At 68.9% G+C, this 13,246-nt stretch carries 13 protein-coding genes; 8 read left to right on the top strand and 5 right to left on the bottom strand.

Features of this window, described 5'->3' with window-relative positions; all coding sequences use genetic code 11:
• The 4 genes from AAG801_RS33850 to AAG801_RS33835 all read right to left on the bottom strand — a co-directional run.
• A partial coding sequence (locus AAG801_RS33850; RefSeq protein ID WP_341892356.1) for an FAD-dependent oxidoreductase occupies positions 1-389 on the bottom strand: 389 nt, incomplete at its 3' end.
• 5 nt (positions 390-394) lie between these two features.
• Positions 395-1,372, bottom strand: coding sequence for a tripartite tricarboxylate transporter substrate binding protein (locus AAG801_RS33845; protein ID WP_341892355.1), 978 nt, complete (start codon positions 1,370-1,372; stop codon positions 395-397).
• Positions 1,373-1,420: 48 nt separating this feature from the next.
• On the bottom strand, positions 1,421-2,113 hold the full coding sequence (locus tag AAG801_RS33840; protein ID WP_341892354.1) for an RraA family protein: 693 nt from the start codon (positions 2,111-2,113) through the stop codon (positions 1,421-1,423).
• Positions 2,110-3,111 carry a hydroxyacid dehydrogenase gene (locus AAG801_RS33835; protein ID WP_341892353.1) on the bottom strand — a complete coding sequence of 334 codons (1,002 nt, stop codon included), beginning with the start codon at positions 3,109-3,111 and terminating at the stop codon, positions 2,110-2,112. Before AAG801_RS33835 ends, AAG801_RS33840 begins: the two co-directional genes overlap by 4 nt.
• A gap of 107 nt (positions 3,112-3,218) precedes the next feature.
• Between AAG801_RS33835 and AAG801_RS33830 the strand changes: the two genes are divergently transcribed.
• Positions 3,219-4,184 (top strand): LysR family transcriptional regulator, encoded by a 966-nt coding sequence (locus AAG801_RS33830; protein WP_341892352.1) that lies wholly within the window; start codon positions 3,219-3,221, stop codon positions 4,182-4,184.
• A 10-nt stretch (positions 4,185-4,194) separates the two neighbouring features.
• The gene (locus tag AAG801_RS33825; protein WP_341892351.1) at positions 4,195-5,115 is read left to right on the top strand and encodes a MurR/RpiR family transcriptional regulator; all 921 of its coding nucleotides are present in this window, start codon (positions 4,195-4,197) and stop codon (positions 5,113-5,115) included.
• Here the strand turns inward: AAG801_RS33825 and AAG801_RS33820 are convergent.
• Entirely contained in the window at positions 5,052-5,912 is an 861-nt protein-coding gene (locus AAG801_RS33820) for an HAD-IIA family hydrolase (protein WP_341892350.1), read from the bottom strand. The genes AAG801_RS33825 and AAG801_RS33820 overlap by 64 nt on opposite strands.
• 186 nt (positions 5,913-6,098) lie before the next feature.
• Between AAG801_RS33820 and AAG801_RS33815 the strand changes: the two genes are divergently transcribed.
• From AAG801_RS33815 to AAG801_RS33790, 6 genes are all read left to right on the top strand, one after another.
• A complete protein-coding gene (locus AAG801_RS33815; RefSeq protein ID WP_070060360.1) occupies positions 6,099-7,034 on the top strand; it encodes a phosphate/phosphite/phosphonate ABC transporter substrate-binding protein in 936 nt (311 codons plus the stop codon).
• 8 nt (positions 7,035-7,042) lie between these two features.
• Positions 7,043-7,843: a phosphonate ABC transporter ATP-binding protein gene (phnC, locus tag AAG801_RS33810; RefSeq protein WP_341892349.1), complete on the top strand. Its 801-nt coding sequence runs from the start codon at positions 7,043-7,045 to the stop codon at positions 7,841-7,843.
• Positions 7,840-8,838, top strand: coding sequence for a phosphonate ABC transporter, permease protein PhnE (gene phnE, locus AAG801_RS33805; protein WP_101492836.1), 999 nt, complete (start codon positions 7,840-7,842; stop codon positions 8,836-8,838). Before phnC ends, phnE begins: the two co-directional genes overlap by 4 nt.
• 145 nt (positions 8,839-8,983) lie before the next feature.
• Positions 8,984-9,175, top strand: coding sequence for a hypothetical protein (locus tag AAG801_RS33800; protein WP_341892348.1), 192 nt, complete (start codon positions 8,984-8,986; stop codon positions 9,173-9,175).
• A gap of 66 nt (positions 9,176-9,241) precedes the next feature.
• Positions 9,242-11,497 (top strand): phospholipase C, phosphocholine-specific, encoded by a 2,256-nt coding sequence (locus AAG801_RS33795; protein WP_341892347.1) that lies wholly within the window; start codon positions 9,242-9,244, stop codon positions 11,495-11,497.
• A 5-nt stretch (positions 11,498-11,502) separates the two neighbouring features.
• Positions 11,503-12,927 carry a hypothetical protein gene (locus AAG801_RS33790; protein WP_341892346.1) on the top strand — a complete coding sequence of 475 codons (1,425 nt, stop codon included), beginning with the start codon at positions 11,503-11,505 and terminating at the stop codon, positions 12,925-12,927.
• The last annotated feature ends 319 nt before the right edge of the window (positions 12,928-13,246 follow it).

Genomic DNA, 13,246 nt, shown 5'->3' with positions numbered 1-13,246 from the left:
GGCTCCATGTCGCGCGCTTCGGCGGCGCCGAGGATGCGCAGGTCGGTCACGCCGTGGGCCGCGCCGAGCGCGATGTACTTGTCGAGCTCGGGCAGCTCCGCGTCCTGCACCGCCACGATCAGTTTGCCGATGCGCTGGTGGCCGATGCCGCGCTCGGTGCAGTAGGCGTAGAGCGCGGCCTTGCCCGCCACGCACAGCCGGCCCTTGAGCGAGCCGGGTGCGTACGAGATGCCCGCGTGGATCACCTCCGAGTTGCGCGCGCTGGTGTGCGTGCCGATGGCGTGCTCGGCTTCGAGGATCACCACCTCGCGCCCGGCCATGGCGAGCGATCGCGCAATGGCCAGGCCCACCACGCCGGCGCCGATCACGGCGCAGTCGATCCGGTCCATGCGGCTCAGTCCAGCTTGATGTCGGCTTCGCGGATCAGCGCGCCCCACTTGGCGTGCTCGGCGCGGATGTAGGCGTCGAACTGCTGCGGCGTGCCGCTGGCGGGCACGCTGCCTTCCTGCGCGAGCTTGTCCTGCACGTCCTTGCGCGCCACCGTCTTCACGACGGCCGCATTGATGCGGTTGATCACGTCGGCGGGCAGGCCGGCCGGGCCGACGAGGCCGACCCAGGTCGTGGCCTCGAAGCTCGCGAAACCCTGTTCGGCCACGGTGGGCACGTTCGGCAGCGCGGGCAGGCGCTTGGCCGAGGTGACGGCCAGCGCGCGGGCGCGGCCGTTCGACAGCTGCGACATCACCGACACGCTGCTGCCGAAGTACAGCGCGATCTGCCCGCTGATCAGGTCGTTCATGGCCGGGCCCGCGCCCTTGTACGGCACCTGCATGACCTTGATGCCCGCGCGGCGCGCCAGCATTTCCCCGGCCAGGTGCCCGACGGTGCCGTTGCCGGCCTGCGCGATGCTGAACTCGCCCGGCTTCGCCTTCGCGGCCTTGATGAAGTCGGCCAGCGTGCGCAACGGTGAGTCCGCGCGCACGGCGAGCACAACGGGCTGGGAGGCCACTTCGGCGATGGGCGAAAAATCTTTCAGCGCCTCGAAGGGCATCTTCGAATAGAGCCAGGGGTTGATCGTGAGGTTCGAGGTCTGGCCCATGCCGATCGTGTAGCCGTCGGGCGCGGCCTTGGCCACGGCATCGAGGCCGATGTTGCCGGCGGCGCCGGGCTTGTTGTCGACGACGACAGTCCAGCGCTCGAGCGAGGTGAGGCGTTCGGCAATCAGGCGCGAAGTCGCGTCGGTGCCGCCGCCGGGCGTGAAGGGCACAACCAGCTTCACGGGCCGCTGGGGCCAGTCGCCTTGGGCGTAGGCCATGCCTGCCGCTTGGGCGAGGGATGCGAAGGCGGTGGTCTGCAGAAAGTCTCTACGGTTCATGTCTTGTCTCCTGGGGTATTCGTGTTCTGGTGATCTCGTGGCTGCCGCTCAGACCGGCAGCCCCTTGGCGCGCAGCACGGCGTCGAAGCGCTCGGGGTCGGCGGTGCCGGTGCGGTTGGTCTCGCGGATCTTGGCTTCGCGCGCCAGATGGGCCCGCGTCTTGGCGAGCACGTCGGCCGCTTCGGCGGCCGGCACGGCGATGACGCCATCGGCGTCGCCGACCACGAGGTCGCCCGGCATCACGACCAGGCCCGCGCACGAGACCGGCACGTTCACCTCGCCGGGGCCGTCCTTGCTGGGCCCGCGGTGCGTGTGGCCGCGCGCGAAGATCGGCATGCCGTCTTCGGCCCACTCGCACAGGTCGCGCACCGCGCCGTCGATGACAAGGCCTGCCAATTGGCGCGCGATGCAGGTCGTGCGCATCAGGCCGCCGACCAGCGCCTGCGTGACGTCGCCGCCGCCGTCGATCACGAGCACGTCGCCCGGCGCGACCATCATCAGCGCCTTGTGGATCATCAGGTTGTCGCCGGGCCGCACGCGCACGGTGACGGCCGGGCCGCACAGCACCGTCTCAAGCCGCGCGTGGTACTGGCGCAGCCCGACGGTGCCGACGTTGCGGCTCATCGCATCGCCGATGGCGGCCACGGGCAGCGTGCGGAAGGCGTCGACGAGGGCGGCGTCGGGGCCGGGCGCGCGCGGGTTGATGCGGTAGCCGGGCGGCCAGGAAAGCGGGGCGGTCATGCGGTGATTCCGTGCAGAAGGGGGGAAGACAAGACCTGCGGATTCACGCAAGCCGAAGGATCGACCGGGTGGCCTTGCAGCCAGCCCAGCACGTTGCGCGCGGCGCCGCTGGCCATGCCCGCGAGGGCGGCCGGCGTGGAGCCGCCGACATGCGGCGTGAGCACCACGTTGGGCAAGGAGGCCAGCAGGCTGCCGGCGGGCAGGGGTTCGTCGGCCATGGTGTCGAGGCCGGCCGCGTGCAACTGGCCGCTTTGCAGCGCGGCGATGAGCGCGGGCTCGTCGATCACCTCGCCGCGCGCCGTGTTGACGACGATCGCGCCGCGCGGCAGTGCCGCAAGCTGCGCGGCGCCGAGCATCTGGCGCGTGTGGCGGTTGAGCGGCACATGCAGGCTGAGCACATCGCTCAGCGGCAGCAGTGCATCGAACGACGGCAGAAGCCGCACGCCGGCCACCGGGCTCGGCCCGTTGCCCAACGCCGGGTCGAATGCGGCCACCTGCATGCCGAGCGCGAGGCCCACCCGGGCCACGCGCTGGCCGATCTGGCCGAAGCCGACCAGGCCCAGCGTCTTGCCGTGCAGCTCCACGCCATCTTGTGCGCGCGACCAGCGGCCGTCGTGCAGTTCGCGGTCCATCCAGCCGATGCGGCGGGCGGCGGCGAGCATCAGGCCGAGCGTCATCTCGGCGACCGACTGCGCGTTGGCGCCGGGCGTGACGTAGACCGGAATGCCGCGCGCGGTGGCCGCTTCGACGTCGATGTTGCTCACGCCCACGCCGTGCTTCGAAATCACCTTCAGCGTCGGGCACGCGGCGATGGCGCGGGCCGACAGCTGCACGGTGCGCGAGATGACGGCGTCGATGGGCTCGCTCGCCATCACGCGCTCGACTTCTTCAACGCTGTCTGCGTTCGCAAGGTAGATGACGCGGGCGCCGGCTTCAGCGAGAAGGTCGGCGCCGGCGGTGGCGAGCCGTGGCGCGGTGACCAGGACGGTGAGGTTCATGGAGGAAGAAGAAGGTCGTTCGAGGGTCGGTATGGGCTGGATTGTGGAAATCGCCATTCATTCCGTCCAATCGATAATGTTCATTCAACGATTCCTCGGAGCTATGAATGGACATCCAGCTGCGCGACCTGAAATATTTCGAGGTGGTGGCCGACACCGGCCACCTGGGCCAGGCCGCCGACAAGCTGGGCCGCACGCAGCCCGCGCTGACCAAGGCGGTGCAGCGGCTCGAAGAGGCCTTCGGCAGCGCGCTGTTCGAGCGCAAGGGCCGGGGCATCCAGCTCACGGCGGTGGGCGAGGTGCTGCTGGCGCGCGCCCGCCTGCTGCGCGGCGCCACCGAGGAGGCGCTGCGCGAGGTGAGCGATTTCGCCAAGGGAAACGCGGGCCATGTGCGCATCGGCAGCGGGCCCATTGCGGCCGACCACGTGCTGCCCGAGGTGTGCAACCTGCTGCTGGCCGAGGCCGGCGACACGCGCATCGACATCACCGTCGCGCCCAGCATGGCGCTGCGCGAGCGGCTGCGCGAAGGCGCCATCGACCTCTTGATCGGCCTCATGCCTGAGCACGACCCAGCCTTTGTCACGCACTCGATCGTCGAGGACGTGGTGGTGGTCGCCGCCAGCCCGCAGCACCCCGTGTTCGACCTGCCGAAGATCACGATGAAGTCGCTGCTGCAATGGCGCTGGGTGCTGCCCGCCGACCCCATTCCCAGCCGCCAGTGGCTCGACGCGGCGTTTCAGTCGCGCGGGCTGCCGCTGCCCGCGGTGCAGGTCAACGCGAACTCGATCCCGCTGCTGCCGCGCCTCATCTCGCGCTCCGACATGCTGAGCTTCCTGTCGCGCCACACGCTCGGCGCGCCCGGCCGCGAAGGCACGCTGCGCGAGGTGCCGCTCAAGGAGACCACGCTGCGCCGCCAGCTGGGCGTCACGTACCGCAAGGAGGGCTACCTGTCGCCGGCGGCGCGGCGCCTCGTGACTTTGCTGCGCAGCGAAGGGGCGCAGCTTTTTTCGTCGGCGTTGTCGGGCCAGGCGGCTGCGGCCGTGCTGCACAAAAGCGCCATCGGGCGCGGGTAAGCTTGTGGCCATGAAGCGCAACAGCACCTCCCGACCCGCCAGCACCAAGGCCAACGGCGCACCGCCGCCCGAGGTGCCCGACGGCCAGGTCTCGGCGGTGCTGGCGCGCATCGAAACCCTGTGGTCGTCGCTGGGCCCCGTGGGCCAGCGGATCGCCGACTTCATCGTGAAGAACCCGCGCGAGGTGGTCCACATGTCGGTCAGCGAGGTGGCCGAGCGCACCGGGTCGAGCGAGGGCAGCATCGTGGGCCTGTGCAAGAACCTCGGTGCCACGGGCTTCCAGCAGGTCAAGATCGCGCTGGCGCAGGAACTGGTGCGGCCGGTGGATTTCATCCACGAAGACCTCGACCCGCAGGACAAGGCCGACGCCGTCATCCGCAAGATCTTCCAGAGCAACGTGCAGACGCTGCACGACACGCAGTTGATGCTCGACGCGAAAGCGATGGAGCGCGCCGTGCAGCTGTTTCGCAAGGCCGAGCGCATCGAGATCTACGGCATCGGCAGCTCGGCCACCATCGCCGAAGACGCGCACTACCGCATGCTGCGCATCGGCCTCAATGCCAAGGTGGTGGTCGATTCGCACGTGCAGGCCATCAGCGCTTCGCTCACCAATGCGAAGACGGCGGTGCTCACCATTTCGCATTCGGGCAGCACGCACGAGACCGTGATGGCCACGCGGCTCGCCAAGGAGGCTGGCGCGGCCACGGTGTGCATCACCAACTTCGGCAAATCACCGATCCAGGCCTTTGCCGACGTGCTGCTGTTCACCATGGCGCGCGAAACCAACTTCCGCACCGAGGCGATGACGAGCCGGCTCGCGCAGCTGGCGATCATCGACGTGCTGATCGCCTGCCTGGCGCTCTCGGACTACGACACCTCGGTGCGCACGCTGCGCCAGACCTTCGACGTGCTCTCGCTCAAGCGGTACTGAGGCGCGGCCTCCATCGCCGGCGGCGCGAGCAGTCCGGCGACTGTGGGCGCCACCGCACCCGGTGACTCGCCCACCAGCAGACAGGCCAGGCCGAGCCGCGCGGCGCCTTCGCCGTCGGTCAGTGGGTTGTCACCGACCACCACCGTGCCCTCGGCGCTCGCACCGAGGCAGCGCAGGCCTTCCTCGAACAGCAGCGGTGCGGGCTTGCCGACCACGCGCCACGGCTGCACGCCGCTGGCCGCGACCACGGCCGCAAGCAGCGCGCCGGTCTCGGGCACCACGCGACCCTGCGGGCCCGGGTGCGTGGCGTCGGCGTTGGTCACCATCAGCTTCGCGCCACGCCGCAGTTCGTTCGCGATGACCGACAGGCGCGCGTGGCTGAAGTGCATGTCGAGCGCGAGCAGCACAAAGTCGGCGTCGGCGGGCACCAGCCGGCAGCCCTGCGCGCGCGCATAGCGCTGCAGGGCGGGGCTCGCGGCCAGCAGCACGCGCGCCTGCGGATGCTGCTGCGCCAGCTGGCGCACCGCGAGTTCGCCGGCCAGCACGATGCGCTCGGGCGGCACGCGCAGGCCCAGCTTGCGCAGCCGCACCGACAGGCCCTGCGCGGTGTGCGTGGAGTTGTTGGACACGATGGCATAGCGGTCGTGAAAGTGCGCGAGCAGGCGGGCCGCGCCGTCGATCGCTTCCTGCTGGCGCACCAGCGTGCCGTCGAGGTCGACCAGCAGGTGGCGGGCCTGCGCCAGCGCATGGATGCCGCTTCCGTTCGTGGTCCCTGGTGTCGTGTGATGCGTGCTCATGAATCTCTGGTGGTGGGGCCGTCCGGGGGCTCGGCCATGGCGGCGGATTCTATTGAATATTGCTCAGTGATATTTGAATTTTGAAATGAGCTTATTTCATTTTCCTGTCATCTGCGGCTCCTAAAGTTCTCTTCATCGGGGCGTTGCAACCGCACGCCCACCGCTTTCCAAACGAAGGAACCGACCATGAAAAAGCTCTTGGCCCTTGCGGCTGCCGCCCTTTCGCTGACTGCCGCGCTGCCGCTGGCCGCGCAGGCCCAATCGGTGGCCGACGGCTCGCGCGAGCGGCCGCTGCGCGTGCTGCTGATCCCGGCCGACGGCGGCACCGAGTCGGGCACCAAGGCCGACTACGCACCGGTGTTCAACGCCATCACGCGCAGCACCGGCCTGAACTTCGACCTCAAGGTCGGCCAGTCGTACGGCGCGGTGGTCGAGGGCATGTGCAACCAGCTCGCCGACATCGCCTTCTTCGGCCCCGTGTCGTATGTGCAGGCGAACAAGCGCGGCTGCGCGCAGCTGCTGGCCGTGGGCGTGGAGAAGGGCGCCTCGGTGTACTACGCCGGCATGTTCGCCAAGGCCAACGCACCCATCGCGTCGGTCAAGGACCTCAAGGGCAAGCGCGTGGCCTTCGGCGACGTCAACTCGGCCTCGAGCTTCACCTTCCAGGTCGCGATGCTGCTCGACGCCGGCATGGACCCTGCCAAGGACCTCGGCGCCATCCGCATGACCGGCAGCCACGCCAGCAGCCTGGCCGCGCTGGTGCAGGACCAGGTCGACGTGGCCTCGCTGTCCTTCGACTCCTACGAGAAGGCCGTGAAGCAGGGGGTGGTCGACCCGAAGACGGTGAAGGTGGTGGCGCGCAGCATGCCCATTCCGTACCCGCCGCTGGCGCTCAACTCGAAGCTGCCCGAGCCGCTGAAGGCAAAGCTGAAGGACGCCTTCCAGACCGTGAACAAGGCGCCCGGCGTCACGCCCGACATGATCCGCGGCTATGGCGGCGGCAAGATCGACGGTTACGACACGAAGTTCTCCGAAGCCGAGTTCAACGTCGCAGCCGAGAAGCTCGGCCTGCTGACCGACGAGCTCAAAGGCCGCATCCTCGCCAAGTCTGCCGAGCGTTGAGCGTCGCCATGCTGAATTTCGAATCGGTCGCCATGCACTACGCCGACGGCACGCGCGCGCTCGACGGCGTGTCGCTGCAGGTGCCGGCGGGGCAGTTCTGCGTGGTGCTGGGCGCCTCGGGCGCGGGCAAGTCGACGCTGCTGCGCATGGCCAACGGGCTGGTCAAGCCCACGCAGGGCTCGGTGCAGGTCGAGGGCGTGCAGATTGCCGCGAACTCGCTGGCCCGCATCCGTCCGCGCATCGGCATGATCCACCAGCAGTTCAACCTGGTGCTGCGCTCCACCGTGGCCGACAACGTGCTGGCCGGCGCGCTGCCCGCGGTGCCGACGTGGCGCGCGCTGCTCGGTTTGTTCTCCGACGCGCAGCGTGCCAAGGCCTGCGCGCTGATCGAATCGGTCGGCCTGGAGGAGCAGCACCTGCTGCGCCGCGTGAGCGAACTCTCGGGCGGCCAGCAGCAACGCGTGGGCATTGCGCGCGCCTTCATGCTCGAGCCGCCGCTGGTGCTGGCCGACGAGCCCGTGGCCAGCCTGGACCCGCAGACCAGCCACGACGTGCTGTCGCTGCTGCGTACACAGGCGCGCGAGCGCGGCACCACGGTGCTGTGCAGCCTGCATCAAATCGAGCTGGCCTGCGAGTTCGCCGACCGCATCGTCGCGCTGCGCCACGGCGCGGTGGTGTTCGACGGCGCACCCGCGGCCTTCGACCCGAAGGTGTTCGATGCAGTCTACGGACGCACGCCGGCACCCGCGCGGCCGGCGCCCGAAGCGTCGCTGCCGCTGCACGCCGGCACGCTGGAGCTGGTGCCATGAGCCGGCCCGCATCCGCCTGGGACCTGCCGCGCCCCTTCGGCGCCCGCAGCCTCGCCGTGCTGCTGCTCGTGGTGGTGGTCGGCTTCTTCGCCGGCCAGCGCGTGGAGATGGGCCGCATGCTGTCCCTCACGGGCGAAGGCGTGCTCGCGGCCGTCGGCCTACGCGACCAGTCGCAGGTGCTGTCGGGCCTGGGCACCATCGCGCGTTCGCTGTTTCCGCCGCAGGTGTCGGAGCGCACCGAGGTGTCGCGCATCGAGGGCTTCGACCGCGAGCGGCTGCCGTGGTTCTCGCATGTCGAGATGGAGGAATCGCGCCAGCCCAAGCTCAACCCGCAGACGCTGCAGATGGAGGAGGTGATCGACCGGCGCGAGGTGCTGGTCGAGCCCTTCGGCTACCTCTGGCATGTGGCGGTGAAGATGCTCGAGACCTTCGAGATCGCCATCTGGGCGACGCTGCTGGCCATCGTGCTGAGCGCGCCGCTGGCCTGGTGCAGCGCCAAGAACTACACGCCGAACCGCGCCGTCTACACGCTGGCGCGCAGCGTGGTCGGCATGTTCCGCGCGGTGCCCGAGCTGGTGAGCGCGCTGTTTCTGGTGCTCGCCTACGGCTTCGGCCCCATCGCCGGCGTGCTGGCGCTCGCACTGCACTCGGCCGGCTTTCTCGGTAAGTTCTACGCGGAAGACATCGAGACCGCCGACGACAAGCCGCAGGAGGCGCTGCGTGCCATCGGCGCGAACAAGCTCAAGGTGATGCGCTTCGCGGTGCTGCCCCAGGTTGTGCCGCAGTTCATTGCCTACACGCTGTACATCCTCGACCGCAACGTGCGCATGGCCACCGTGGTGGGGCTGGTGGGCGCGGGCGGCATCGGCCAGGAGCTGAAGGGCCGCTACGACATGTACAACTACGCGCACGTGGGAACGATCCTGATCGCGATCTTCCTCACGGTGCTCGTGCTCGACAGGGTCGCAGCCCGGCTGCGCAGCCGCTATGCCTGAGCGCTGACACCCACTTATCCGCCCGTTCGGGCACCCGAGTTCATTCCGTTTCTTCCGTTCCGGTGCAAGCCCTTCGAGGCCTGCACGGCCCGGCTTCGTCTTGCTTTTCCTCCCACGCCCCTTCGATCCAGAAAAGGACACCTTCATGACCCCACGTTCTTCCCGGTATGGCCTCGCTGCGGCGGGCTTTCTCCTGTGCCTGAGCCTCGCTGCCTGCGGCGGCGGAAGCGGTGGTGGCGGCGGTCTGCCGGTGCTGCCACCCACCGGCACCACGCCCCCGACCACCACACCGGAGCAGCCCGGCCAGCCGACGCCGGCGCTGAAGTGCGCGCCCTGAGCCGCGCCGCCTTCATCGACACGCCTCCCACTTCTTCTGTTCTGTCCTCGCGTTGAAAGACTCCCCATGAACCCCACCAACCGTCGCGATTTCTTCCGCAAGTCGGCCGGCGCCGTCGGCGCGGCCTCGGCCCTCACGATGCTGCCGCCCACGATCCGCAAGGCGCTCGCCGCCGACGCCGCCGTCGACACCGGCACCATCAAGGACATCAAGCACATCGTGATCCTGATGCAGGAGAACCGCAGCTTCGACCACTACTTCGGCACGCTGCGCGGCGTGCGCGGTTTCGGCGACCGCTTTCCGATTCCGCTGGCCAACGGCAAGTCGGTGTACTTTCAGTCGAACCCCGCCGGCGGCGCGGAGATTCCGCCGTTCCGCCGCGACTCGACCATTGCCAATGCGCTGATCGGCTCGGGTACGCCGCACAACTTTCCCGACCAGCAAGCCGCATGGAACCAGGGAAAGATGGACCGCTGGATCCAGTTCAAGAACCAGGCGACCATGGGCTACTACCTGCGCGAAGACATCCCGTTCCAGTTCGCGCTGGCCGATGCCTTCACGGTGTGCGACAGCTACCACTGCTCCATCCTCACCGGCACCGATCCGAACCGCATCGTGTTTTTCTCGGGCTCCAACTTCAATCCCGAACTGCGCAAGAAGGGCATCAACAGCACCGACACCGACTCCGAACCCATCAACTCGCGCTGCTGGCCCAAGCCATCCAACTGGGTGGCGGGCCGCCCGCAGGAGGCCGACGGCTCCGGCCAGAAAGACCCGATCACGGGCGACTACAACTACAAGTACGTCAACAGCGCCTTCAAGTGGGACACGCTGCCCGACGTGCTGCAGAAGAAGGGCGTCAGCTGGCACATCTACCAGAACATGAACAACAACTGGACGGGCGCCATGCACGGCGGCCTGGCCTTCGAGAGCTTCCGCACCGCGCAGCCGGGCTCCCCGATCTATGAACACGGCCTCACGGGCGGCCCCAACGCGGCCGACGGCGCCACCAACTTCCTGGCCCAGCTCAAGCAGGACGTGATGAACGGCACCCTGCCGGAGGTCTCGTGGGTGCTGCCCACGCAGGCGCTGGCCGAGCACCCCGGCAGCAGCGAAGGCACGGCCGGCGCGGCCGACTTCATCGCCGACGTGCTGGACGCGCTCACATCCAACCCTGCGGTGTGGAGCAAGACCGCGCTGTTCGTGACCTTCGACGAGAACGACGGCTTCTTCGACCACCTGGCCATGCCGGCCGTGCCGTCGTACGACGCGAATGGCAACCTCATGGGCAAGTCGACCGTGCCGCTGGACGGCGAGTACTTCGACGCCTCGGTGGGCAGCTACCTGGCCGCCGCCGACAACACCACGACCGGCAAGATCCGCCCCTGGGGCCTGAGCTCGCGCGTGCCGATGTACGTGGTGTCGCCGTGGAGCAAGGGCGGCTGGGTCAACTCGCAGGTGTTCGACCACACCTCGGTCGGCCGCTTCCTCGAGAAGCGCTTCGACATCACGGTGGACGCGATCAGCCCGTGGCACCGCGCCGTGTGCGGCGACCTCACGACCTGCTTCGACTTCGTGCACCCGAACGACCCGATCGTTCCCACGTTGCCGGACACGAGCAACTTCCCCGCGATCAATACCGAGCAGCGCCGCCTGGCCAACACGGGCGTCATCACCAAGGCACCGGCCACGCCGCAGCCTCTGTACCAGGAGACCGGCACGCGCTTCTCGCGCGCGCTGCCTTACGAGCTGCACACCAGCGCACGCGTCGAGCCGCGCGGCCTCGTGCAGCTGGTGTTCGCGAACTCCGGCACGCAGGGCGCCGTGTTCCACGTGTACGACAAGCTGCACCTGGACCGCATTCCGCGCCGCTACACCGTTGAGGCCGGCAAGCAGCTGACCGACTACTGGAACACCGGCGCAAGCGACAGCGGCAAGTACGACCTGTGGGTCTACAGCACCAACGGCTATGTGCGCAGCTTCCAGGGCGACGCGCTCGCCCTCGACACCGCCGGCTTCAAGCCCGAGGTGCAGGTCTGCTACGAACCGGTCGACGGGCAGGTCTACCTGAAGGTGCACAACACGGGCAAGGCGACCGGCAAGGTCACCGTGACGGCCAACGCTTACCGCGCCGACGGCCCCTGGACGCTCGAGGTCGCGCCGGGCGCCACCGGCATGCTGCACTGGAGCCTGGAAAAGAGCGGCTACTGGTACGACTTCACCGTCACCGCCGAGCACACCGAGCGCCGCTTTGCGGGCCGCGTCGAAACCGGCAAGCCCGGCGTGAGCGATCCGGCCATGGCCCTGCACCTGAAGGCCTGATCGACATGACGCGCAAGAACAGAACGCACAGCAAGACCTTGCTCGGGCTGGCCGTGGCCCTCGGCTCCGCCGCGGGCATGGGCATGGGCATCGCCTCGGCCCAGCCGATCACCTGGGACCCGGCCAAGGGCAACCTCGGCATCGGCGACAAGGCCGGCACCACCGGCGTGACGGGCAGCAACGACGTGGCGATCGGCAAGGGCGCGGGCAACAACGTCAGCACCAACTGGAACCTCGCCATCGGCGAGGGCGCCGGTACTGGCGTGTCGGGCAAGAACGCCAACCAGGCCATCGGCTACTACGCGGGTACCAACGTCGTCGGCGGCTGGAACCAGTCGATGGGCCGCAGCGCGGGCCAGAACGTGACCGGCGACTACAACAACGCCGTCGGCTTCTGGGCCGGCACCGACGTGAAGGGCACCGGCAACGAGGCCTACGGCAGCAACGCCGGACGCAACGTGACCGGCAACGCCAATCAGGCCTATGGCGGCGACGCGGGCCGCAACGTGACCGGCAGCAACAACCTGGCCACGGGACAGGGCGCGGGCAGCGGCGTGACCGGCTCTGGCAACCAGGCTTCGGGCCAGATGGCCGGCGCGCAGGTGGCAGGCAGCAACAACGTCGCCATGGGCCAGTCCGCAGGCGGTGGCGTGCAGGGCAACCAGAACCTGGCGCTGGGCACGGCCGCGGGCCAGGGCGTGGTGGGCAGCCACAACATCGCGCAGGGCAGCGGCGCGGGCCAGAACGTCATGGGCACGGGCAACATCGCGATCGGTGCCGACGCCGGCGTGTATGTCAACGCGAACCAGGCGATTTCGCTGGGCAGCGCCGCACGCGCGAGTGCCGACAACGCCATCGCTCTCGGCAGCAACGCCTCGGCCTCGCACGCCAACAGCGTGGCGCTCGGCGCAGGCAGCACGACCACGCGCGGCGCGCAGTCGAACTACGTGGCCGTGGGCATGAGCGGGCTGCAGTCGTCGGGCGGCGAAGTGGCGCTCGGCAACCGCCAGCTCACCGGTGTGGCGCCCGGCAGCGCGCCCGACGACGCGACCAACGTGGGACAGGTGCAAGGCATGGTGCAGCAGGGCGTGAGCACTGCCAACGCCTACACCGACAGCGTCGCCGCGCAGGGCCTGCCGCTGGGCAAGGCCTACACCGACCTCACGGCTGCGCGCCTGCAGAACCAGATGGACGAGAACGCGCGGCGCGCCTATGCGGGCATCGCGGGCGTCGCTGCGATGGAGGCTGCACCTGTCGTGCCCGGCAAGATCAGCTATGCCGTGGGCTTGGGCAACTTCCGCAGTGAAAGCGCCATGGGCGGATCGATTCGCCGCACCTCGCAGGATGGGCGCTACAGCGTGACGATGGGTGTCGGCGCAAGCAGCTCGGGCGTGGTGAGCCGGGTGGCGTTCACAGGGGTGTTCGACTGATCTTGTTCAGGGCGACGATCCCGCCGATGGGGTACCGTGCTCCGCGAAGGTCCCCCGCCCTTCGGGCTCCTCCTTGATTTCGCTGCGCAAGGCACCCCATCGACGGGATCGTCATCAGCGCGGTCGTTGCTCGGCCAGCACCACGACAGCGCTCGGTGTGCGCAGGACACTGGGTGCTTCCCGCAGCGAAATCAAGGAGGGGCGGGCTCAACCCGTCGATGCAACACTTCAGCGACGAATCGAGGTGTTAATTGACGAAGAGCACAGGTCAGCGAGTTCATCCGTCGGCTGCGCAGCAGCGGGAGATATGGAATCGATG

The sequence above is a fragment of the Variovorax sp. YR752 genome, from assembly GCF_943372545.1.
This window is presented reverse-complemented; position numbering and strand designations above follow the sequence as displayed.

Coding starts and splice junctions, on each gene's coding strand:
- AAG801_RS33790 (WP_341892346.1), top strand. CDS start 11,503: ATGACGCGCAAGAACAGAACGCACAGCAAGACCTTGCTCGGGCTGGCC.
- AAG801_RS33815 (WP_070060360.1), top strand. CDS start 6,099: ATGAAAAAGCTCTTGGCCCTTGCGGCTGCCGCCCTTTCGCTGACTGCC.
- AAG801_RS33800 (WP_341892348.1), top strand. CDS start 8,984: ATGACCCCACGTTCTTCCCGGTATGGCCTCGCTGCGGCGGGCTTTCTC.
- AAG801_RS33845 (WP_341892355.1), bottom strand. CDS start 1,372: ATGAACCGTAGAGACTTTCTGCAGACCACCGCCTTCGCATCCCTCGCC.
- AAG801_RS33820 (WP_341892350.1), bottom strand. CDS start 5,912: ATGAGCACGCATCACACGACACCAGGGACCACGAACGGAAGCGGCATC.
- AAG801_RS33835 (WP_341892353.1), bottom strand. CDS start 3,111: ATGAACCTCACCGTCCTGGTCACCGCGCCACGGCTCGCCACCGCCGGC.
- AAG801_RS33830 (WP_341892352.1), top strand. CDS start 3,219: ATGGACATCCAGCTGCGCGACCTGAAATATTTCGAGGTGGTGGCCGAC.
- AAG801_RS33840 (WP_341892354.1), bottom strand. CDS start 2,113: ATGACCGCCCCGCTTTCCTGGCCGCCCGGCTACCGCATCAACCCGCGC.
- AAG801_RS33795 (WP_341892347.1), top strand. CDS start 9,242: ATGAACCCCACCAACCGTCGCGATTTCTTCCGCAAGTCGGCCGGCGCC.
- AAG801_RS33825 (WP_341892351.1), top strand. CDS start 4,195: ATGAAGCGCAACAGCACCTCCCGACCCGCCAGCACCAAGGCCAACGGC.
- phnC (WP_341892349.1), top strand. CDS start 7,043: ATGCTGAATTTCGAATCGGTCGCCATGCACTACGCCGACGGCACGCGC.
- phnE (WP_101492836.1), top strand. CDS start 7,840: ATGAGCCGGCCCGCATCCGCCTGGGACCTGCCGCGCCCCTTCGGCGCC.